The sequence below is a fragment of the Brachybacterium sp. NPDC056505 genome, from assembly GCF_042794925.1.
GTDB lineage: Bacteria > Actinomycetota > Actinomycetes > Actinomycetales > Dermabacteraceae > Brachybacterium > Brachybacterium kimchii.
On sequence record NZ_JBHTSV010000043.1, the window covers coordinates 1 to 21,741 of the forward strand.

Annotated in this window: 16 protein-coding genes and 4 tRNA genes; 11 read left to right on the plus strand and 9 right to left on the minus strand. The window is 73.4% G+C overall.

The window, feature by feature from the left end:
• Positions 1–3: 3 nt before the first annotated feature.
• Positions 4–76: transfer RNA gene (locus ACFQ53_RS15645), tRNA-Gly, on the minus strand.
• A 272-nt stretch (positions 77–348) separates the two neighbouring features.
• Between ACFQ53_RS15645 and ACFQ53_RS15650 the strand changes: the two genes are divergently transcribed.
• The 7 genes from ACFQ53_RS15650 to treZ all read left to right on the plus strand — a co-directional run bounded on the left by ACFQ53_RS15650 (position 349) and on the right by treZ (position 8,431).
• Positions 349–420 (plus strand) — tRNA-Val (locus ACFQ53_RS15650).
• A gap of 26 nt (positions 421–446) precedes the next feature.
• A tRNA-Gly gene (locus ACFQ53_RS15655) sits at positions 447–519 on the plus strand.
• Between the two features lie 25 nt (positions 520–544).
• Positions 545–616: transfer RNA gene (locus ACFQ53_RS15660), tRNA-Val, on the plus strand.
• Between the two features lie 88 nt (positions 617–704).
• Positions 705–1,493, plus strand: a complete 789-nt coding sequence (locus ACFQ53_RS15665; protein WP_377861269.1) for an NAD-dependent epimerase/dehydratase family protein — start codon at positions 705–707, stop codon at positions 1,491–1,493.
• 62 nt (positions 1,494–1,555) lie between these two features.
• Positions 1,556–3,829, plus strand: coding sequence for a glycogen debranching protein GlgX (glgX, locus tag ACFQ53_RS15670; protein WP_377861271.1), 2,274 nt, complete (start codon positions 1,556–1,558; stop codon positions 3,827–3,829).
• Between the two features lie 58 nt (positions 3,830–3,887).
• The gene (treY, locus tag ACFQ53_RS15675) at positions 3,888–6,458 is read left to right on the plus strand and encodes a malto-oligosyltrehalose synthase (protein WP_377861274.1); all 2,571 of its coding nucleotides are present in this window, start codon (positions 3,888–3,890) and stop codon (positions 6,456–6,458) included.
• Complete coding sequence (gene treZ / locus ACFQ53_RS15680) at positions 6,455–8,431, plus strand: malto-oligosyltrehalose trehalohydrolase (RefSeq protein ID WP_377861277.1); 1,977 nt, start codon at positions 6,455–6,457, stop codon at positions 8,429–8,431. Before treY ends, treZ begins: the two co-directional genes overlap by 4 nt.
• Here the strand turns inward: treZ and zapE are convergent.
• Positions 8,410–9,456 (minus strand): cell division protein ZapE, encoded by a 1,047-nt coding sequence (zapE, locus tag ACFQ53_RS15685; RefSeq protein WP_377861279.1) that lies wholly within the window; start codon positions 9,454–9,456, stop codon positions 8,410–8,412. The genes treZ and zapE overlap by 22 nt on opposite strands.
• 188 nt (positions 9,457–9,644) lie before the next feature.
• Between zapE and ACFQ53_RS15690 the strand changes: the two genes are divergently transcribed.
• Complete coding sequence (locus ACFQ53_RS15690; protein WP_377861281.1) at positions 9,645–10,406, plus strand: dihydrofolate reductase family protein; 762 nt, start codon at positions 9,645–9,647, stop codon at positions 10,404–10,406.
• Between the two features lie 46 nt (positions 10,407–10,452).
• Here ACFQ53_RS15690 and ACFQ53_RS15695 read toward each other — a convergent pair whose 3' ends face one another.
• Positions 10,453–11,859 (minus strand): alpha/beta hydrolase family protein, encoded by a 1,407-nt coding sequence (locus tag ACFQ53_RS15695; protein ID WP_377861284.1) that lies wholly within the window; start codon positions 11,857–11,859, stop codon positions 10,453–10,455.
• Positions 11,860–11,958: 99 nt separating this feature from the next.
• On the opposite strand from ACFQ53_RS15695, the gene msrB reads away from it, so the two are divergent.
• From msrB to ACFQ53_RS15710, 3 genes are all read left to right on the plus strand, one after another.
• On the plus strand, positions 11,959–12,381 hold the full coding sequence (gene msrB / locus ACFQ53_RS15700) for a peptide-methionine (R)-S-oxide reductase MsrB (protein ID WP_249480386.1): 423 nt from the start codon (positions 11,959–11,961) through the stop codon (positions 12,379–12,381).
• 135 nt (positions 12,382–12,516) lie between these two features.
• The gene (locus ACFQ53_RS15705; protein WP_249480387.1) at positions 12,517–13,125 is read left to right on the plus strand and encodes a DUF3000 domain-containing protein; all 609 of its coding nucleotides are present in this window, start codon (positions 12,517–12,519) and stop codon (positions 13,123–13,125) included.
• Between the two features lie 4 nt (positions 13,126–13,129).
• Positions 13,130–14,485: an HRDC domain-containing protein gene (locus ACFQ53_RS15710; RefSeq protein ID WP_377861288.1), complete on the plus strand. Its 1,356-nt coding sequence runs from the start codon at positions 13,130–13,132 to the stop codon at positions 14,483–14,485.
• A gap of 50 nt (positions 14,486–14,535) precedes the next feature.
• Here the strand turns inward: ACFQ53_RS15710 and ACFQ53_RS15715 are convergent, their stop codons facing one another.
• From ACFQ53_RS15715 to ACFQ53_RS15740, 6 genes are all read right to left on the minus strand, one after another.
• Positions 14,536–15,123 (minus strand): NUDIX domain-containing protein, encoded by a 588-nt coding sequence (locus ACFQ53_RS15715; RefSeq protein ID WP_377861291.1) that lies wholly within the window; start codon positions 15,121–15,123, stop codon positions 14,536–14,538.
• The gene (locus ACFQ53_RS15720; RefSeq protein WP_377861317.1) at positions 15,120–16,838 is read right to left on the minus strand and encodes a CTP synthase; all 1,719 of its coding nucleotides are present in this window, start codon (positions 16,836–16,838) and stop codon (positions 15,120–15,122) included. The genes ACFQ53_RS15715 and ACFQ53_RS15720 overlap by 4 nt, the downstream gene beginning before the upstream one ends.
• A 212-nt stretch (positions 16,839–17,050) precedes the next feature.
• Positions 17,051–18,196, minus strand: coding sequence for a glycosyltransferase (locus ACFQ53_RS15725; protein WP_377861293.1), 1,146 nt, complete (start codon positions 18,194–18,196; stop codon positions 17,051–17,053).
• A complete protein-coding gene (gene murJ / locus ACFQ53_RS15730; protein ID WP_377861296.1) occupies positions 18,193–19,833 on the minus strand; it encodes a murein biosynthesis integral membrane protein MurJ in 1,641 nt (546 codons plus the stop codon). Before murJ ends, ACFQ53_RS15725 begins: the two co-directional genes overlap by 4 nt.
• Positions 19,830–20,702: a hypothetical protein gene (locus ACFQ53_RS15735; RefSeq protein ID WP_377861298.1), complete on the minus strand. Its 873-nt coding sequence runs from the start codon at positions 20,700–20,702 to the stop codon at positions 19,830–19,832. Before ACFQ53_RS15735 ends, murJ begins: the two co-directional genes overlap by 4 nt.
• Positions 20,699–21,730: a copper transporter gene (locus ACFQ53_RS15740; RefSeq protein ID WP_377861301.1), complete on the minus strand. Its 1,032-nt coding sequence runs from the start codon at positions 21,728–21,730 to the stop codon at positions 20,699–20,701. The genes ACFQ53_RS15735 and ACFQ53_RS15740 overlap by 4 nt, the downstream gene beginning before the upstream one ends.
• Positions 21,731–21,741: the final 11 nt, after the last annotated feature.

Below are 21,741 nucleotides of genomic sequence, written 5' to 3' on the forward strand. Positions count from 1 at the left end.
CGGAGCGGACGACGGGACTCGAACCCGCGACCCTCACCTTGGCAAGGTGATGCTCTACCAACTGAGCCACGTCCGCGCATCTGCCGGATCCATCGCTTCCGGGTCGCCCCGGAGCAGGTGGTTCCTGCTGACGAGGAGACACATTACGGGTGTGTGCGCGCCGCGTGCAAATGCACGTGATGCGCGGCACCAGCACTGCGGGGCCTCGGCCGGGGTGGCTCACGCCACAGCCCGAAGTGGTCTCTGACGTTCGGATCTGCGCCGCCGGTGGTGTAATCTCGTCCAGGTCCGATCGGGAGCCCGGCTCCCGCAGGGGACGTCGGAGGGCTCGCTCACGGGCGGCCCGACGGGCGATTGGCGTAGTGGTAGCGCGCTTCCTTCACACGGAAGAGGTCACTGGTTCGATCCCAGTATCGCCCACGACAGGATCCTCGGATCCTCGTCATGCGGACGTGGCTCAGTTGGTAGAGCATCACCTTGCCAAGGTGAGGGTCGCGGGTTCGAGTCCCGTCGTCCGCTCCGTCCCCTCGCAGCTCGGCTGCATGGGCGATTGGCGCAGTGGTAGCGCGCTTTCCTGACACGGAAGAGGTCACTGGTTCGATCCCAGTATCGCCCACGCTGAAGGCCCCGGTCATCGACCGGGGCCTTTCTCGTGTCCGCGCCCGCCTCTGGCCAGGTCCCCGCGCACGTCCCACAATGGCCCCATGAGCGATGACGCGAAGAAGCGGATCCTGCTGACCGGAGCGACGGGCGGGGTGGGCACGGCGCTGCTCGCCCGGCTCGACGACGAGTACGACATCGTCCCGCAGGGTCGGCACGCACGCACCGAGGGACTGCGCGACCGGCTGCGCATCGCCGACGTGACCGCCTACGACCAGGTCCGCGCGCTGATGGACGGGATCGACGCGGTCGTCCACCTCGCGGGATCGGCCTCCCCCGAGTCCGACTGGGGGGCGGTGCTGGGCCCGAACATCGTGGGCCAGCGCAACGTGCTGGAGGCGGCGCGGGACGCCGGCGTGCGCCGGGTCGTGCTCGCCTCGTCGAACCATGCGATGGGCGGCTACGACCGCCATGAGCAGTGGCCCGTGCACAGCGACATGCCGCCCTGGCCGGACTCCCTCTACGGGGTCTCCAAGGTGTTCGGCGAGGCCCTGGGGCGCCACTACCACGACGCCTTCGGCCTCGAGGTGATCGCCCTGCGCATCGGATGGATGAGCGAGGACCCGCTGTCCACCGACGTGGACCTGCTGCGCGCCATGTGGCTCTCCCCGGACGACGCGGCCCGGGCCGTCCGCAGCGCGCTCGAGGCCGACGTCCCCTTCGGCACCTACTACGCTATCTCCGCCAACCCCAATCGCCGCTGGGACATCACCGACACCATGCTCGAGCTGGGCTACCGCCCGCAGGACGACTGGACCGCCTTCCCCGGAGCGCACGAGGAGGTCGTCGAGGGCGGGGCCGACAGCCCGGGCAACTGGCCCGAGGGGTCCTGAGAGCGCGGTCGGCCGGCGCCCCGCCCCGTCCGGCCCCAGGCGGGCCCGGGTACTGTGCACACATGCAGATCTGGACGGGACAGCCGTACCCCCTCGGCGCGACCTTCGACGGCGGCGGCACCAACTTCGCCCTGTTCTCCGAGGCGGCGGAGCGGGTCGAGCTGTGCCTGTTCGACGAGGACGGCACCGAGACCCGCGTGCAGGTCACCGAGGTCGACGCGTTCGTCTGGCACGTCTACCTTCCGGCGGTCCAGCCCGGGCAGCGCTACGGCTACCGCGTCCACGGCCCCTACGATCCCGCCGCCGGTCAGCGCTGCGACCCGTCCAAGCTGCTGCTGGACCCGTACGCGAAGGCGATCAGCGGGATGGCCACGAACCATCCCTCGCTCTTCTCCTACGACTTCGAGGATCCCGAGCAGCGCAACGAGGAGGACTCGGCGCCGCACACGATGCTGGGGATCGTGGTGTCCCCCTACTTCGACTGGGGCAGCGACCACTCCCCCGGCCACGAGTACCACGACACCGTCATCTACGAGGCGCACGTCAAGGGCCTGACGATGCAGCACCCGGGGATCGACGAGTCTATCCGCGGCACCTACGTGGCGATGGGCCACCCCGAGATCATCCGCCACCTGCAGTCGCTCGGCGTGACCGCCGTGGAGCTGATGCCCGTGCACCAGTTCGTCCAGGACGGCCACCTCGTCGAGAAGGGGCTGCGCAACTACTGGGGCTACAACACGATCGGGTTCTTCGCCCCGCACAACGAGTACTCCTACGCGGGGGACGCCGGCCAACAGGTCCAGGAGTTCAAGACCATGGTCAAGAACCTCCACGCCGCCGGCATCGAGGTGATCCTCGACGTCGTCTACAACCACACCGCCGAGGGCAACGACAAGGGGCCCACCCTCTCCTTCCGCGGCATCGACAACGCCTCCTACTACCGGCTCGTCGAGGACGACAAGGCCCATTACTACGACACCACGGGCACGGGGAACTCCCTGCTCATGCGCACCCCGCACGTGCTGCAGCTGATCATGGACTCGCTGCGCTACTGGGTCAGCGAGATGCACGTGGACGGCTTCCGCTTCGACCTCGCCTCGACGCTCGCCCGCGAGCTGCACGAGGTGGATCGGCTCTCCGCCTTCTTCGACATCATCCAGCAGGACCCGATCATCTCCCAGGTCAAGCTCATCGCCGAGCCCTGGGACCTCGGCGAGGGCGGCTACCAGGTGGGAGGCTTCCCGCCCCTGTGGTCGGAATGGAACGGCCGCTACCGCGACACCGTGCGCGACGCGGGCCGCAGCGAGCCGGGCGTGCTGCCGGACTTCTCCTCGCGCCTCGCGGGCTCCTCAGACCTGTACCAGCACACGGGCCGCACCCCGATCGCCTCCGTCAACTTCGTCACCGCGCACGACGGCTTCACCCTGCGCGACCTCGTCTCCTTCAACGAGCGCCACAACGAGGCCAACGGCGAGGGCGGCAACGACGGCGAGAGCCACAACCGCTCCTGGAACTCGGGGACCGAGGGGCCGACGGAGGACCTCGCCATCACCTCGCTGCGCCTGCGCCGCGCGAAGAACTTCATGGCGACCCTGCTGGTCAGCCAGGGCGTGCCGATGATCCTCCACGGCGACGAGATGGGCCGCACCCAGCAGGGCAACAACAACACGTACTGCCAGGACGACGAGATCTCGTGGGTCGACTGGGACCTCGACGACGACCAGCAGGACATGCTCGACTTCACCCGGCACATGATCGCCCTGCGTCGGGCGCACCCGATCTTCCGGCGCCGGCGCTTCCTGGGCGGCCAGAACCCCTGCGAGGGCGACGAGTCGCTGCCGGACGTCGTCTGGCTCGCGACCGACGGCACCGAGATGACGCAGGAGCAGTGGGACGACCCGCAGAACAAGTGCGTGGACGTGTTCCTCAACGGCTCCGCGATCCCCGAGCCGGACACCCGCGGCGAGCGCATCATCGACGACTCCGCGCTGCTCATGTTCAACTGGGCGGGCAACGACGTGGACTTCCGCGTCCCGCCCGAGGAGTTCGGCGCCGCCTGGTACGTCGCCTCGGGCACGGCCCACCAGCTCGATCTGGGCGAGAGGCTCGAGCCCGGGCAGACGATCACGCGCCCCGCCCACTCCGTGCTGATCCTGGGACGGCACCCCGCCGAGCCCGCCGCGGACGAGACCGGCGGTGCGCAGGCCGAGGAGCAGGACGGGTCCTCGGAGGCCGCGCTGCCGCCGCGCGCACCGGCGTACACGAGCGCGTCCTCGCAGTCCCCCGGCCCGCTCGCCGCGCCGCGGATCACGAGCGCCTCGCATCCGCGGCGCTGAACCCTTCGGCCCACCGCGGTCCCGCCCCGGTCCCGACCCGCGAAGGAGCACGCAGCACATGGTCACCCTCCCCGCCCCCTCCCGGATCGTCCCCACCAGCACGTACCGGCTGCAGCTGCACGCGGGCTTCACGTGCGACGACGCCGCCGCGATCGTCCCCTACCTCGCCGACCTCGGGGTGGGCCACGTGTTCTGCTCCCCCGTGCTGCAGGCGGCCCCCGGCTCCACCCACGGCTACGACGTCGTGGACCACACGCGGATCGGCCAGGAGATCGGCGGGATCGACGCCCTGCGCAGACTGGCCGCCGCCGTCCACGCCCACGGCATGGGCCTGATCGTCGACGTCGTCCCCAACCACATGGCGATCCCCACGCCCGTCTGGCACAACCGCGCCCTCTGGTCGGTGCTGCGCGAGGGCCCCGCCTCGCCCTTCGCCGACTGGTTCGACGTGGACATCACCGCCCAGAACTCGATCCTCATGCCCGTGCTGGGGCGCCCCATCGGCCAGGTCCTCGCCGACGGCGAGATCGAGGTGTCGCGCGCCGACGTGCCCCAGCGCGACGGCGGCACGCGCGAGGAGAGCGTGGTGCGCTACTACGACCACGTGCTGCCGATCGCCCCGGGCACCGAGGACCTGGGGGTCGTCGACCTGCTCGAGCGCCAGTGGTACCGACTGGCCTACTGGAAGGTCGCCGACGACGAGCTGAACTACCGGCGCTTCTTCGACGTCGACACCCTCGCGGCCGTGCGCGTGGAGCTGCCCGAGGTGTTCACCGCGACCCACGCGCTGCTCCTGCAGCTGCAGTCGGAGGGCGTCGTCGACGGCTACCGGATCGACCATCCCGACGGCCTCGCCGATCCGCGCGGCTACCTGCGCGACCTGCACGAGGCCTCCGGCGGCGCCTGGACAGTGGTGGAGAAGATCCTCGAGGGCGACGAGCAGCTGCCCGGCGACTTCCCGTGCGACGGCACGACCGGGTACGACGCCCTGTGGCGCGTGGGCGGCCTCTTCCACGACCCGCGCGGGGCCCTGGGGCTCACGCACGTCTGGCAGCGCACCACGGGAGACCTGCGTCCGTTCGAGGAGATCGCCGCCGAGTCCACGGCGCTGATCATCTCCACGAGCCTGTGGGCGGAGGTCGAGCGCCTCACGGACCTCGTCCACCGCATCTGCGCGGAGGACATCCGCCTGCGCGACACGACGCGCCGCCAGATCCAGCGGGTGCTGGTCGCGATGCTCGCCTCGATGGACCGCTATCGCGCCTACATCGTCCCCGGGGAGAGCACGAGCGGTGCGGAGCGCGCGGTGCTCGAGGCTGCCGCCGCCCGCGCCCGCGGCCTCCTGGGCGAGGACGCGGACCTGCGGGCCGCACTCGAGGTGGTGCTCGCGCTCGTATGCGGTGACGAGGTGGGCAGCGCCGGCCGGACGGCGGACGCGGACCGCGCCGAGCTGATCATCCGCTTCGCGCAGACCTGCGGGCCCGTGCACGCCAAGGGCCTGGAGGACACCGCCTTCTACCGCTATCCGCGGTTCCTGCCGGTCACCGAGGTGGGGGCGGATCCCGACCGCATCGGCGTCGAGCCCGACGACCTCCACGACCACTGCGCGACGATGGTGCACACGCGTCCGGACTCCATGACCACCCTCTCCACGCACGACACCAAGCGCAGCGAGGACGTGCGCGCCCGCCTCTCCGTGCTCACCGAGGTCCCCCACGAGTGGGGCCTCGCGGTGCTCGACCTCGAACGGGCGGTCGCCGCGCACATCGGTGACCGGGTGGACGGGGCCCTGTGCCTGCTGCTGTGGCAGACGCTGCTGGGGACCTGGGACCTGCCGGGCGGGAGCAGCGAGCGGATCGACGAGGACCGGCTGATCGGCTACCTCGAGAAGGCCATGCGCGAGGCGAAGACCCGCACGACCTGGACGGACCAGGACTCCGAGTACGAGGACCAGGTCCGGGAGCTGGGGCGCGCGGCCCTCGACTCCTCCGAGGTCGCGTCGATCCTCGAGGACCTCACCCGCAGGACGCTCGGCGCGCAGCGTGCGGCGATCCTCGGCCAGAAGCTCGTGCAACTGACCATGCCGGGAGTGCCCGACGTCTACCAGGGGTGCGAGTCCATCGACCTCTCCCTCGTCGACCCCGACAACCGCCGCGAGGTCGATCACGCCGGCCACGAGGCGCGGCTCGCCCGCATGCGCGAGGGCGCGCGGCCCGACGGCGTGGCCGACGAGAAGCTCTGGCTCACCCATTGCGCGCTGCGCCTGCGCCGCGAGCGTCCCGAGCTCTTCCGCGGGCGCTCCGCCGTCTACCGCCCGGTGCCGACGTCGACCGCGCACGCGGTCGCCTTCGGCCGCACCCTCGAGGACGGCCCCCTCGAGGTGGTCACGGTGGTCACCCGCCTCGCGCACGGCCTCGCCCAGCGAGGCGGCTTCGGCGACGCCGTCCTCGTGCTGCCCGAGGGCCGCTGGCGCGATCTGCTGAGCGGCCGGGAGACGGACGGCGGCCAGGTGCGCCTGGCGGCTCTGCTCGAGGACTGGCCGACGGCGCTGCTGGTGAGGACCGACGGGACGTCCGGGCAGGACGACATCGAGGACGAGGACGAGGACGAGGACGAGGGGAACGCATGAGCGAGCACGCGAGCGACGCGGCCGGGACCGAGGGGACGCGCACGGCGCCGTCCCCCTCCACGACGAGACCCCCGTCGGGCTCCGCTCCCCTCCCTGTGCGCGACAGCGACGGCGCCCTCGAGGTCTGGGCTCCGCGCGCACGGACGGTGCAGGTGCGCCTCGAGGCCCCGCTCCGCGGCGGCGAGACCGAGTCCGTCCCCGACCCGGAGGACGCGCACGTGCGCACCCTCGAGCCCGTCGGGGGCGGCTGGCACCGGCTGCGGGACGAGGGGGCCGACGCCGAGGGCCCCGCCGCCGTGCCCGGCACGGGCGTCCGCTACGCGTTCCGCCTGGACGGGGACGGCGACTGGCTGCCCGACCCGCGCAGCCTCGCCCAGCCGGACGGGGTCCACGGCCCGAGCGAAGTCGTGCACCCCGGGCTGTTCCCGCACGCGCCGTGGGAGGGGCGTTCCTTCCGCGGCGGCGTAGTCTACGAGCTGCACGTGGGCACCTTCGCGCCGCCCGCCGACGGCGGCACCGGCACCCTGGACACCGCGATCGAGCGCCTGGACCATCTGGTCGCGCTCGGCGTCGACGCCGTGGAGCTGATGCCGCTCGCGACCTTCCCCGGCGAGCGCGGCTGGGGGTACGACGGCGTGGACCTCATGGCCGTGCACCCGGCCTACGGCGGTCCCGCCGCCCTCGCCCGCTTCGTCGAGGCGGCCCATGCGCGGGGCCTCGCGGTGGTCCTCGACGTGGTGCTGAACCATCTGGGTCCCGACGGCAATCACCTCAGCGCCTTCGGCCCCTACTTCACCGACCGCCACGAGACCCCGTGGGGCTGGGCCGTGAACCTCGACGACGCGGGCAGCGACCAGGTGCGCGCCTTCCTGCGCGGGGTCGCCCGGCACTGGCTCGTGGACATGCAGCTGGACGGTCTGCGCCTGGACGCGGTGCACGAGCTGCAGGACGACTCGCCCCGGCACTTCCTCGCCGAGCTCGCCGACGCCGTCGCCGACTGGGAGCGGGAGACCGGCAGGCCGCTCACCCTGATCGCGGAATCGGACCGGAACGACCCCGCGACCGTCACCCCCACCGCTCGCGGCGGTCTCGGCATGGACATGCAGTGGGCCGACGACGTCCACCACGCCGTCCACGCGTGGATCAGCGGCGAGCGCCAGGGCTATTACGTCGACTTCGGCAGCGCCGAGGTGCTCGCACGCACCCTCACCCGCGTCTTCGAGCACGCCGGGACCCGCTCCACCTTCCGCGGAAGGGTCTGGGGCGCGCCCGTCGATCCGGCGACCGACGCCTACGACGCGCACTCCTTCGTGGCCTTCCTCGAGGACCACGACCAGGTGGGCAACCGTGCCCGCGGGGACCGCGTCCACCAGCTCCTCTCCCCCGCCGAGCACGCCGCCGCGATCGCTCTGATCCTGCTGGGTGCCCCCACGCCCATGCTCTTCCAGGGCGAGGAGTGGGCGTGCAGCGCCCCGTTCCGGTACTTCACCGACCACGGCGAGCAGCTCGGGGCGATGGTCACCGCCGGGCGGCGCGAGGAGTTCGCACAGATGGGCTGGGACTCATCGGACGTGCCCGACCCGCAGTCGCGCTCCACGTTCACCGACTCCTTCCTCGGCTGGGAGGAGACGGACGAGGGCGCGCACCGCACGATGCTCGAGTGGTACCGCACGCTCATCGGCCTGCGCCGCGCGCTGCCGGAGCTCAGGGATCCTGACCTCCGCCGCGTCGAGGCCGTCGTGCTGGACGAGGAGTCCCTCGTGCTGCGGCGCGGGGACGTGCACGTGCTCGTCAGCCGCGCGGAGGGCGGGGCCGGGATGCCCGCGTCGGGCGCCGCTGCCGGCGGGGAGGTCCTCGCCGCCTTCGGCGCGCTGCGCCGCGATGCCCGGGAGCGGGTCGTCGGCCTCGCGGGCCCCGGCGCGCTCGTCGTTCGCGAGAGCGCCGCTGCGGCTCAGTCGGCCGAGGCGTCCTGAGCAGCGCCCTCGAGGTCCTTCGCGCCGTCGCGCGCGAGCGAGGTCAGGCGCGAGAGGGAGCGGTAGTACTTCTTGCGGTAGCCGCTGCGCAGCAGCTCCTCGGTGAAGATGCCCGCCGCGTCCTGCCCGCTCGCGAGCACCGGGATCTCCCGGTCGTAGAGCCGGTCCACGAGCACCACGAAGCGCAGGCCGTTGTTGTGGTCGGCGATCGTGGACACCTCGGTGAGGTGGGCGAACGAGACGTCGTCGAGCATCGCCCCGTAGCGGGAGGGGTGCACGGTCTTGAGGTGCGCGAGGAGGGAGGGGAGATCGTCGAGCGTCGCACCCGGCGTGGCCTCGGCATGCTCGCGCACGGTCTCCTCGGGCAGGGCGGGGGCCTCGGCGACGGCCTCGCGCCGCCGGTAGTCCTCGCCGTCGATCCGCAGCACGTCGAAGCGCTCGGACATCGACTGGATCTCGCGCAGGAAGTCCTGGGCGGCGAAGCGCCCCTCGCCGAGGGCCTCCGGCAGCGTGTTCGAGGTCGCCACGATCGCGACGCCGCGATCGGACAGCTCACGGATCAGCCGCGTCATCAGCAGGGTGTCCCCGGGGTCGTCGAGCTCGAACTCGTCGATGCACACGAGCGAGGAGCCGCCCAGCAGGTCCACGGCGCGGGTGAAGCCCAGGGCGCCCACGAGGTTCGTGTACTCGACGAAGGTGCCATAGACGGGGTTCCCGTCGGTGATGTGGAACAGGGAGGTCAGCAGGTGGGTCTTGCCCACGCCGAAGCCGCCGTCGAGGTAGAGGCCGCGCGCCGCCTGCGGCCGCTTGCGGAACATGCCCAGCAGGCCCTTCGAGCCGCCGCTGCGGCCGATGCCGCGCGCGAACTCGGCGATCCGCTCCTTGGCCTCCTGCTGGGAGGGGTGCTGCGGATCGGGCACGTAGTTGTCCAGCCGCGCCTTCGCGAAGCGCGGCGGCGGCACGAGGTCGGCGACCAGGCGCTCGAGGGAGGGGGCTGGGGTGCGCGCGGTGAGGGACTCGGTCACGGCCGCCAAGTCTAGGGGCACGGCCGATCCGGGCAGATCCCCTGTGGGCAGGTCCACGATCGCGCGTCGGCCCGGCCATGCTCTGGCCCGGCGTGCGCGGGCCCGGCGTGCGTCGGCTCGCGGGACCGTCCCGGGTGCGGGATGATCCGGGAAGCACGCAGTGCCCGCACGACGAGAGGATCGAGGCCATGCAGCTGCTCTGGGACGACGGGCGCGCGCTGGCCGCGCCGCGCGAGATCACCGAGGACGCCGCCGGCGCACGCGCGCTCGCCGAGGTCTACGCGTACCCCGCGGACCGCACGTGGGTGCGGGCGATGATGAACACGACGATCGACGGCGCGATCACCGGTGCCGACGGGACCAGCGGTCCCCTGCGCAACCCCACCGACTCCTTCGCCTTCGGCGTGCTGCGCGCGCTCGCCGACGTGGTGCTCGTGGGCGCCGAGACGGTGCGCGTCGAGGACTACCGCCGCCCCCAGGGCCGCTCGGACCTGCTCGCCCCGTCGCTGCGGCCGGCCGGGGGCGAGCGCCCGGCCCTGGCGATCATGTCGCAGTCCGGTCGGCTGCCCGCGAGCATCGACCCCGCGTGGCCGACGTACCTCGTGACCGACGCCGCGCACGGCGAGCGGGCACTCGCCGCGAGCGGTCTGCCCGAGAGCAGTCTGATCCTCGCGGAGGATCCGGAGGGCATCCGCCGCGCCCTCGCCGGCCTCGGGCACCGCGGGATCCAGCTCGAGGGCGGCCCGAGCGCTCTCGCGCGCTTCGCCGGTTCCGGGGAGCTCGACGAGCTGTGCTTCTCGGTGACCCATCGGACGGTCGGAGGGGACGCCTCCCGAGTGATGCGAGGCGTCGACGCGGAGGGCGAGTGGGAGCTGGGCTCCCTCACGGTCGGCGCCCACGCGACGCTCTCCCGCTACGTGCGCGACCGGACGGTGCGAGACCGGGCCTGATCCCGAGGATCGGCCCGAGCGCGAGGACCGGCCACGCGCGGACGGATCACACCCGGTCGCCGATCGACCCCTCGAGGGGCGCGGCCGCGGGGTCGCGCACGGGCAGCTCCATGGCCTCGACGTCGACGTCCAGGTCCAGCAGGTCCACGAGGTGGTCCGCGAGCAGCCGCTCGTACTGGGCGGGATCGCGGTTCCACTCGCGGGTGTGGCTCGCGCCGGCGAAGGGCACGAACTCCACGAGGTCGGGGCGCAGCGCGGCCAGGCGGGCGCTCGGCGCGGGCGGCACCGTCGTGTCCTCGAGGGCGTGGATGAGCAGGGTGCGGTGACGCAGGTGCTGCGCGTAGTGCTCGGCACGCATCTCGGCGAGCGCGAGCGGCTCGTGCAGGCGCACCAGGCGCGCCCCGAGCGGGCTCGTCATCATCCACAGGGCCAGGCGCCGCATGGGCGCGGGGGCGCGGAGCGCCGTCGCGTGGTAGGTGAGGATGTCCTGCCAGTCCACGGCCGGCGAGTCCAGGACGAGTCCGGCGATCGCCTCCGGGTGAGCGGTGTGCACGGAGGTGCGCAGCGTGATGCCTCCGCCCATCGACCAGCCCATGAGCACGATCCGGCGCGCCCCGTGGGCGAGGGCGTACTCGATGCCCGCCTCGGTGTCCTCCCATTCGTCCAGGCCCAGATGGTGCATCCGATCGGCCGACGCGGGCGATCCGAGATCGTTGCGGTAGGTCAGGGCGAGGCAGGTCAAGCCCAGCTCGTGCAGCAGGGACATGGCGCGCAGGGTCTCCCCGCGCGTGGCGCCGTGACCGTGCGTGAGCACGGCCCAGGTGTCGCCCGTCGGCCCCGCTGCGCCGTCCTCCTGGGTCGCCCCGTCCTCGCTCGAGGCACCGGGCTCCTCCGCCGAGATGCCGGGGCGCCCCGGCACCAGCCACGCCGGCATGGGACCGACGGGCGAGGAGACCTCGACCTCCCGGGTGGGCAGGCCCAGCGACGTCTCGGGCGTGCCGGGCCAGAAGAAGCCGTCGAGGCCGACGGGACCGATCCCGATCGGCTCGTCGGTGTCGCGGGCGAGGATCGGGCGGGAGACGGTGGTGGGCGTCGGCTCACCGTCGACCGGGCCGAGGCGCACGTGGACGGCCCCGCCGGAGCGGCGCAGGGCGATCACGCCTCCGCGGACGGCCTCCGCCGTCCGATCGAGGTGGACACGGTCCGGATACGCGGCCCGCACCACCTGGTCGAGCTTCCCGCGCTGGGACGTCTGCGGGGTCAGCGGGACCCTCGCGAGCAGCCGGGCCCCCGCCGCGAGCGCCCCTGCGCTGAGGGCGAACGCACCGAGCGCGCCGACGCCGCCGACGGCGAGCGCCCTGCCCCATCGCCCCAGTTCACGAGCGGCGTCGCGCGCGTCCGGCGCCTCCTCGGGGCGGGTCGCGCGGGAGCCGAGGGAGGTGAGGCGCATCATGACGCGCAGTCTACGTCCGCCGTAGGATCGCAGGTGACGCCGCGGGTCCGAGGCGATCCCCGCCCCACCCGTCGGCACCCGAACGCGGAGGTATGAGCCATGAGCACCAAGCCCATCGGAAGCGGTCACTACGCCATCCAGCTGGACGACGCCGCGTGGCGGGAGAAGCTCTCGCCGGAGGAGTACCAGGTGCTGCGCCAGGCGGGCACCGAACGACCGTTCAGCGGGGAGTACGAGGAGGTGCGCCCGGCCGGGACCTACGCCTGCCGAGCGTGCGGGGCGGTGCTGTTCCGCGCCGACGAGCAGTTCGACGCGCACTGCGGCTGGCCCGCCTTCTGGGCCCCCCAGGACAACGACGCCGTGGAGCTGCTCGAGGACGCCTCGCTGGGAATGGTCCGCACCGAGGTGCGCTGCGCGAACTGCGGCTCGCACCTGGGGCACGTCTTCGAGGGCGAGGGCTTCGCGACCCCCACCGACCAGCGCTACTGCATCAACTCCCTGAGCCTCGTCCACGAGGACTGAGGCCCGCTCGACGAGGACCCGCAGGAGCCTCCGCACCTCCCGCCGACGGGTCGGCCGGAGGCCGGAGAGAGGTCGTCGGCGGGTCGACGGCGCGCCTCGGTCGGTGGTGACGACTCGCGGGCTAGGCTCGCGGCCGTGCCCGTCCACCAGTTCCCCGCCGCCGCCCGCGCCTTCAGCACGGCGATCGAGGAGATGACCCGTGCGCCACTGCGTCCCGAGGTCCACTGGACCTCGATCCCCGCTCCCGGCCGGATGGCCCCGCACACGTGGGCGGCCAACGGCGAGGTGATCCTGCACGACGAGGAGGTCGCCAGCGGCCGCCTGGTCGTCCTGCACGATCCCGCGGGCGAGGAGGCGTGGAAGGGCGAGTACCGGATGGTGGTCCTCGTCCAGGCCCAGCTCGAGCCCGAGTTCGCGATCGAGGCGATGCTCGGCGACGTGGCCTGGTCGTGGGTCACCGAGTCCCTCGAGCTGTTCGACGCCGAGTCCCGCGAGCTCGGGTGCACCGCCACCCGCGTGGTGTCCCAGAGCTACGGCGCGCTCGCCGGGCGCCCCTCGACCGTCGACGTCGAGATGCGCGTGTCCTGGACCCCGACGAGCTCCGACCTGGCCCCGCACTTCGCCGCCTGGACGGCCATGCTCGCGGCGGCCGGCGGCCTGCCTCCCGCTCCCGCCCAGGTGGCGCCGCTCGTCCCCTCCCACCGCGCCCGCCCCCGGCAGGGCTCGGCGAACGAGGAGGACTGACCCCATGAGGACCCGCAACCGCTCCGCCGCCCGCGCCCGACGCACCGAGGACGGCGCACCCGCGGACAGCGCGACCACGGCGCGCACCGCGCCGACGACCGCCACCGGCACGACCGACACGGGCAGGACCGGCGACGACCTCGGCGCCGACTCCCCCGCGATCGAGCCGACCCCTCTGGGCGCCCCGCGCGACGGGCTGGTCCCCGTGATCGATCGCATCCAGCCGCTGCTGGAGTGGTGCGAGCGCGCCGCGAGCGCGCCCGAGGAACCGATCGCGGTCGACGCCGAGCGGGCCTCCTCCTACCGCTACAGCGCCAAGGCCTATCTCGTGCAGATCCGCACCGAGGCGGCGGGCACGGCCCTCATCGACCCCACGGCCTTCACCCTGCCCACCTCGTTCGTGGAGCTCATGAACTCCCGCGAGTGGGTGCTGCACGCCGCCACCCAGGACCTGCCGAGCCTGGGCGAGCTGGGCCTGCACCCCGCGTCGCTGTTCGACACGGAGCTCGCCGCGAGGCTGCTGGGCATGCCCCGTGTGGGCCTGGGCGCGGTCGTCGAGGACACGGTGCACCTGCGCCTGGCCAAGGAGCACTCCGCCGCGGACTGGTCCAAGCGCCCGCTGCCCGAGCCATGGCTCGTGTACGCGGCCCTGGACGTCGAGGTCCTCGTCGAGGTGCGCGACATCCTCGCCGCCCGTCTCGAGGAGTCGGACAAGACCCGCTGGGCGCGCGAGGAGTTCGCGCACGAGGTCGCCCATCCCCTGCCCGCCGCGCGCGCGGAGCCCTGGCGGAAGCTGCACGGCCTGGGCGCCCTGCGCACGCCGCGCCAGCTCGCGGCCGCCCGCGCCATGTGGGAGCGGCGCGACCAGATCGCCCGTGAGCAGGACCTCTCCCCTCACCGCGTGATCAAGGACCGCGCGATCGTCGACGCCGCGAAGGTCTCGACCGCCTCGCACACGGCCTTCCTCGCCGCCCTGCCCAAGCCGATGCACGGCAAGGAGACCTGGTGGCAGGCGGCGCGCGCGGGCGTGAACCTCCCCGAGGCGCACCTGCCCTCGCGCTCGGAGCCCAGCTACCCGCCGCCCCACAAGCTCTGGTCCAAGAAGTGGCCCGAGGTGTGGGAGCGCTACCTGCCGATCCGCGAGGCGGTGGCGGAGCGCGCGGAGCAGCTGCACGTGCCCTCGGAGAACCTGCTCACCCCGGGTCTGCTGCGCCAGTGGGTCTGGGAGCACGAGACGCCCGGCGACGCGGGGGAGATCCGCGCCGAGCTCTCGGGGCTCGGCGCCCGCGACTGGCAGGCGGAGATCGTCGCCCCCGTCCTCGCCGCTGCGCCCGTCGCATCGGACGCGCCCACCGAGTAGGACCCCGGGGCCGCAGCCCAGCGCGCGCGACCGCGACGGGCCGGCCGGTCTCAGGCCCCGAAGGCCGCGACGGTGAGCACCGCGGCCACGAGGGTCGCATTCGTCAGGCGACCCTCGCGGATCGCATCGAGCACCTCGCCCAGGCGCGCCCAGCGCAGCTCGATCTCCGACTCCTCGTCCTCGCGCACGAAGTCCGTGGCGGCCTCGCCGATGCCGGTCGCGAGGAAGATCCGGATGCGTTCGCTCGAGCTGCCGGCCGAGGGATGGATGTCCAGCAGGTGCCGGAGGTGCTCGGCCCGGTGGCCGGTCTCCTCGGTGAGCTCGCGCCCCGCGGCCTGCATCGGGTCCTCGCCCTCGTGGTCGAGCAGGCCCGCGGGCAGCTCCCAGAAGGTGCGCCCCGCAGGATGGCGGTACTGGCGGATGAGCAGCACGCGCGCATCGCGCACGTCGCGCGCGCCCTCGTCGTCGAGCGCGAGCACGGCGGCGGCGCCGGTGTGGGCGATGTACTCGCGGGTGAAGCGGACGCCGGGAGCGAAGTCGACCTCGTCGCGCACCACGTCCCAGATCGCGCCGCGGTACGCGGTGCTCCGGGAGAGGACCGGACGTGCGCCGTCCTCGTCCCGGAGCAACCCTGTCACTCCCCGGCCTCGTCGGCCCCGTCGGACGGCACGGCGGGGTCCGCGCCGGATCCCGCCTCGCCGGACTCCTCGGCCCCGCGCTCGGCGGGGACCTCGAGCAGACGGGTGGCCTTCTGCAGGTCGACGGCGGCGCCGATCAGGCCCGCGAACAGCGGGTGCGGCCGGGTGGGGCGCGACTTCAGCTCGGGGTGCGCCTGGGTGCCGATGTAGTACGGGTGCACCTCGGAGGGCAGCTCGACGAACTCGACGAGGGACCGGTCCGCGGAGACGCCGGAGATCACCAGGCCCGCCGTCTCGAGGTCCTTGCGGTAGGCGTTGTTCACCTCGTAGCGGTGGCGGTGGCGCTCGGAGACCTTCGTGGTCCCGTAGGTGCGGGCGGCGAGGCTGCCGGGGGTGAGCTCGTGGTCGTAGGCGCCCAGGCGCATGGTGCCGCCCAGGTCGCCCTCGCCCGAGACGATGTCGGCCTGCTCGGTCATGGTCGCGATCACGGGGTGCGCCGTGTCGGCCTCGAACTCGGTGGACTGCGCATCGGCCCAGCCCAGCTCGGTGCGGGCGTACTCGATGACCATGCACTGCATGCCCAGGCACAGGCCGAGGGCGGGGATGCCCTTCTCGCGGGCGAAGCGGAGTGCGCCGACCTTGCCGTCGACGCCGCGGATGCCGAAGCCGCCGGGCACCACGATCGCGTCGAGGTCCTTGAGGGCCGCCTGGGCGCCCTCGGGGGTGGAGCAGGCATCGGACTCGACCCAGGAGATCTTCACGCGGGCGTCGTGGTGGAAGCCTCCGGCGCGCAGCGCCTCGGTGACCGAGAGGTAGGCGTCCGGCAGGTCGATGTACTTGCCCACGAGGCCCACGGCGACCTCGTACTCGGGGTGGTGGACCCGCTCGAGGAGCCCGTCCCACAGCGACCAGTCGACGTCGTGGCTGAGGAGGTCGAGGCGGCGGATCGCGTAGGCGTCCAGGCCCTCGTCGTGCAGCACGTGCGGGATGTCGTAGATCGAGGGCGCGTCCGGGCAGGTGACGACGGCGTCGAGGTCCACGTCGCACATGGAGGCGATCTTCGCCTTCACCGAGGCGGGCAGTGCACGGTCGGCGCGCAGCACGATGGCGTCGGGCTGGATGCCGATCGAGCGCAGGGCCGCGATCGAATGCTGCGTGGGCTTGGTCTTCAGCTCCTGGCTGGGGCCGATGAAGGGCACCAGGGAGACGTGCACGAAGAAGACGTTGTCGCGACCGACGTCCTGGCGGACCTGCCGGGCGGCCTCGAGGAACGGCTGGGACTCGATGTCGCCGACGGTGCCGCCGATCTCGGTGATGACCACGTCGACCTCGTCGCTCGCCTGAGCGCGCATCGACTCCTTGATGGCGTTCGTGATGTGCGGGATGACCTGGACGGTGTCGCCGAGGTACTCGCCGCGGCGCTCCTTGGCGATGACGCCGGAGTACACCTGGCCGGTGGTCACGTTGGAGTCGGCCGAGAGGTTCTCGTCGAGGAACCGCTCGTAATGGCCGATGTCGAGGTCCGTCTCGGCGCCGTCCTCGGTCACGAAGACCTCGCCGTGCTGGAACGGGTTCATGGTGCCCGGGTCCACGTTGAGGTACGGGTCCAGCTTCTGCATGGTCACCCGCAGGCCGCGGTTCTTCAGGAGCATCCCGAGCGAGGAGGCGGTAAGCCCCTTGCCGAGGCTCGAGACGACGCCGCCGGTGACGAAGATGTGCTTGGTGGTGCCGGGATTCCGGAAGGGCTTCGCTGCCGGGCCGGAGCCGGGGCGGGCGGTCGATGCGGACGGGGTTCGCGGGGGGTTCACGCTGCTGTCTGCCACGGAGTCTCAACCTAGCATCGAACGGCCCCTCGGCGCTCCCGACACCCGCGGATGTGCGAGGTGTTCCATGCGGATGGGGCGCCGTCGGGCCACGGACGGCCGCGTCAGCGCAGGGAGATCCTCAGGACCTGCGTGAGCTGCGCGAGCAGGTCGTCGGGTCCGCTCAGCTCGTGGGAGCGCTCGCGGGAGGCCCGCTCGGCGCTCCGCCGCGCCTCCTCCTCGCGCAGGGACGTGATCGCGCGGGCGAGGGCGGCCGGGTCCCCGACGGGGACGAGGTGCGCCGTCCGTCCCGTGACCAGGCGGGTGCCGCCGGCGTCGGTCGCGACGATCGCGCGGCCGGCGCGCAGGGCCTCCTGCAGGAACACCGGCTGTCCCTCCCACAGCGCCGAGGAGACCACGAGGTCGCAGTCGGCGAGCAGATCGGGAACGTCCTCGCGCCTGCCGAGCAGCTCGACGGGAAGGTGCTCGGCGCGGATGCGCCCGCTGAGATGGGACGCGAGGGGCCCGTCCCCCGCGATCCGCACGCGGAGCCCGGGAGCGGCCGGGACGGCCTCGGCGACGAGCAGGCCCAGGGCGTCCAGAAGGTCGTCGAGCCCCTTCTGCGGGGCGAGCCGGGCGACGACGAGCACGTCGAGCACGCCGGGCTCGTCGGGTTCAACGGGTTCAACGGGTTCGCCGGGCTCGTCCCGGTCGGGATCCGCCGACGCGTCGGGTGCGGTCACCCGCGCGGCGGCGTGCGCCTCGGGCCCGGGCAGCGCGGGGATGAGAGCGTGCTCGACCTCCGGGACGCCCCGCACGAGCGGGTCGAGGTCCGGGGACACGGTGAGGACCGCGTCGGCCCGGGAGCGGACGACCCGCAGCAGCAGGCGCCCCATGGCGCGCACCGCGCGCGGTCCGACGACGCGGTTGTGCAGCGTCACCACGAGGCGGGGTCCGCGGCCGCGCGGCCCGCGGGCGAGCGCGGCGAGCGCCCCGGCGCGCAGCCCATGGGCATGGACCGCGTCGACCGTGGCACGAACGCCGGACGCGCGCATGCGCTCGCGCAGGGTGCGCACGGTGCGGACGTCCGCCGGCGCGGGGCGCGAGGAGATCCGCACGCCTGCCTCGGGCAGCTCGACACCGGCCTGCGCGAGCACGGCGCGCTCCATCCGCACGTGCGCCGCCAGCCCCCCGCTCGCGGCGGGCTCGACGATCAGCACGCGGGGCGTGCGGTCGGCGGACGGCCGCTCCCCCTCCTGCGTGCGCCTCACGCCTGCTCCGTGCGCCCGCGGCGCAGACGCGCCAGCAGCGAGGCCGCGGTGCGGCGGTCGGCGAGGGTCATGGCGACGAGGGCGAGGACCATGCCGATGCCGCCGGTGAGCACCCCGATCAGCACGCACAGCAGCTCGGACGTGCCCTGGGTGACCATCGCTCGTCCCAGGAGCAGTCCCGGGATCGCCGCGGCCACGGAGACCACGGCCCCGATCGGCACGACGCGCACCAGGGGCGCACCGCCCTCGACGCCCTCGAGGAGATCGGCGACCCGCGCGAGGCCGGTGATGCCCGAGACCCACATGCCCGCGCTCAGGGCGAAGGCGAAGGCGGTCGCGGCCACGGCCGAGCTGCCGGAGTTCGAGAGCACCGCCACGACCACGATGAGGATCCCGCCCACCACCCAGCCGACGGAGCCCACGAGCAACGCGTCCCGCGCCCGCATCGCGGCGGACAGCACCCGGGTGCACTGCATGGTGATCGCGTACGGCATCAGCCCCACGGAGAGGGCGGCGACGACCGCGCCGACGCCGACCGCGCCCGCGCGGTCGATGTGGTGGAAGAAGGCCTCGAGGGCCGGGCCGGCGGCGAACAGCGTCGCCGCGCCCACGGTCCCGATCACGACGACCGAGCGCAGGGACGCGCGGGCGGTGACGGCGAAGCCCCGCAGGTCCCCGACCAGGCGCTGCTCAGACAGGTGCGGGAACACGCTCGTGATCAGCGGGACCACGAGCACGGCGTAGGGCAGCAGGTAGATCGCCTGTCCGTACTGGAACACGGGCAGGGTGCCGGTGCCGCCCGTGCGCATCGCCAGCAGCAGCACGAGCGCGAGGGCGAGCTGCTGTGCGCCGACCGCGCCGAGCCCGGCTCCCGCGAGGCGCAGAGCCCTGCTGCCCATCCCGGCGGGCATCCGCAGGGTGGGGCGCAGGCGAAGCCCGGCGCGTGCGGCCGGCACGAGCACCGACAGCGCCATCACGACGACCCCGGCCGTCGTGCCCCAGGCGAGCACTCCGTGCGCGAACGGGGAGATCGTCGAGGCCGTCGCCACGGCGGGCACCGCGGCAGCGTACACGCGGTAGGAGATGATCACGACGAGCGAGGACAGCAGCGGCACCAGGGCGGGCCACAGGAACCGCTTGCGGGCCTGGAGGTACGCGCCCAGCACCACCGTCACCCCGTACATCGGCAGCTGCAGCGCGAAGATCCGCAGCATCGACGCACCGAGCTCGACGACCGACTCGTCGGAGTCGCCGCTGGTGAGGACGAGCGAGGCGATCGGCCCGGCGAGCAGGCCGACGAGGAGGGCGAGCGGGATCGTGAGCAGGAGCATCCAGCTCAGCATCGCGGAGATGATGCCGTCGGCCCGTCGCCTGCCCTCCCCGGTCTCGTCGTTCTCGACCAGTCCCGCCACGAGCGGGACCACGCTCGCGGCGAGCGCGCCGCCGGCAGCGACCTCGAACAGCAGGTTCGGGACGAGGTTCGCGCTCGAGTACGCGGTGCCGACGTCACCGGCGCCCACGCTCGCGCCGAAGACGAGGTAGCGCAGGAAGCCGACGATGCGTGCGACGAGGGTGACCACGAGGATCATGGTCGCGCCGCGCACGATGACCCGTGCGGTCGAGGACGGGGCGCTCATGCGGGAGTGCTCCCCTCGTCCTCGGATCCCGCGGGATCGGATGCGCGGCGGCCCCAGCGGTCGAGGCGGCGCAGCGCGGGCGTCGCGTCGATGACGGCGCTGAAGCTCACGCGCTCGCTCGCGAGGGTGAGGGCCCCGAGACCGCCGAGCACGAGGAGGCGGGGTCCCGCGGGGAGCCGGCGCGCGGCCGCCGCGCCCACCAGGGCGCCGAGGGCGTTGGCGCCGGTGTCGCCGAGCATGCCGCGCTCGGCGAGGTCGCCGGGCAGGGCCGCGAGCCCGGCGACGGCGGCGATCGCGGCGAGGGTCCTGCCCTCCCGTGCGCGCGGACTGCGGGCGGGAGGGAGGGCGAGCACGAGCGCGCAGGCCGTGGTGGCCTTGAGCGCGCGCCCGGGGCGCAGGTCCAGGAGGTTCGCGAGGTTCGCGGCGCCCGCGGCGATTCCCGCGTCGACCAGGGCGCCGGCCCCGGCACCGGCTCCTGCGGGGAGGGCGCGCGCAGCCGTCGGCGCGCCGGCGTCCGGACCGAGGGTCCTCGCCGTGCGGACACGGGCCACGGCGGCGTCGAGCAGGCAGACCACGGGGATCCCCAGGGCCTTCGCGGCGCCCGTGGTCAGGCGTCCGCGCCGCAGGGCGCCGAGGTGGCCGCGCAGTCCCTTGGTCGGGGTGATCCCGCGGGAGCGCAGCCAGGGCTCGAGGACGTCGTCGGCGAGACCCAGTCCGCCGACGGCGGCGACGGCGAGCGCATCGCCGCGCAGGCCGCGCGCGGCGAGAGCGGCCACCGCTCCGCCGGCCACGGCGACGCCCTCCGCGAGGGTCACGCTGCGACCGGCGTGGTTCGTACGGCGCAGGGCGCCGGAGATCCCACCGGTCATCCCTCGCCTCCGTCGCTCGCGCCGGATCCCGACCCGGAGCCCGAGGAGTCCCCGGACCCGCCGGGCACCTCCGGCACGCGGTCCTGGGCGTCGGCGGCGGTCCCGTAGCTCCCCTGCTCGCCGCGCACCTGCTCGGCGAGGGCCAGCACGGCGATCGTCGGCCCGTCGGGCTCCTGCAGGCGGTCGCCGCTGGAGAGGTCGGTGAAGCGCGAGTCCCCGCGCACCGTGCGCAGCAGGCCCGCGCTGTCGTCGTTCGAGGGGGTCGAGCCCGAGACCACCGTGGGGATCTTCGCGCCGACCATGCGCTCGAGCAGCCCGGTCTGGGCCTCGAGCAGCATCTGGGCGCGCTCGGCCGCGGTCGAGGCGTCGTCCCCGCCCACGGTGAGGTCCGTGGGCGCGGCGCTCGCGAAGATCATCGAGTCCACGGGGGCGTCGGTGCTGCCGTCGACGTCGACGAGGCGGGCGTCCGTCAGCACGGCCCACAGCTTCTGGCGCTGCTCGTCGCCGATCGAGGTGTCCACGAGCAGGTGGCCGATGATCGTGGAGAGAGCACCGGAGCTGGAATCGGTGTCGGACTCGGCCGCCGTGACGAGCGCGCTGTCCGCCTCCCGGAGGGAGTCGAGGGCCGTGGTGCGGGTGTCCTCCTGCTCGGGGTCCCACAGGGAGCTGTCCAGGCGCACGCTCAGCGGCGTGCCCGCACCCGCCTCGTCCAGCAGGGAGTCGAGAGTGCTGACCTGGTTGCGCACCGAGTCGTCGTCGTAGACCACGGCGGTGCTGCGTCCGCTCAGGGTGCCCGCGACGAGCTCGGGCGAGGTCTGCGAGATGAACGCGCTGAGCTCGTCGTTCTGCGAGGTCAGAGAGTCGTTGGAGGTGCGCAGGTCGTCCTTCTCCGTGCGCAGCTGCTCGACCTGGCCGGTGAGCTGGGAGCCCAGGTTCTCGCGCAGCGGTCCGGCCCCGAGCACGATCCCCACCGCGAGGGCGAGGAACACGGAGATCAGGGAGACCAGGTGGTAGCGGAAGTCGATCACGGACCGAGGCT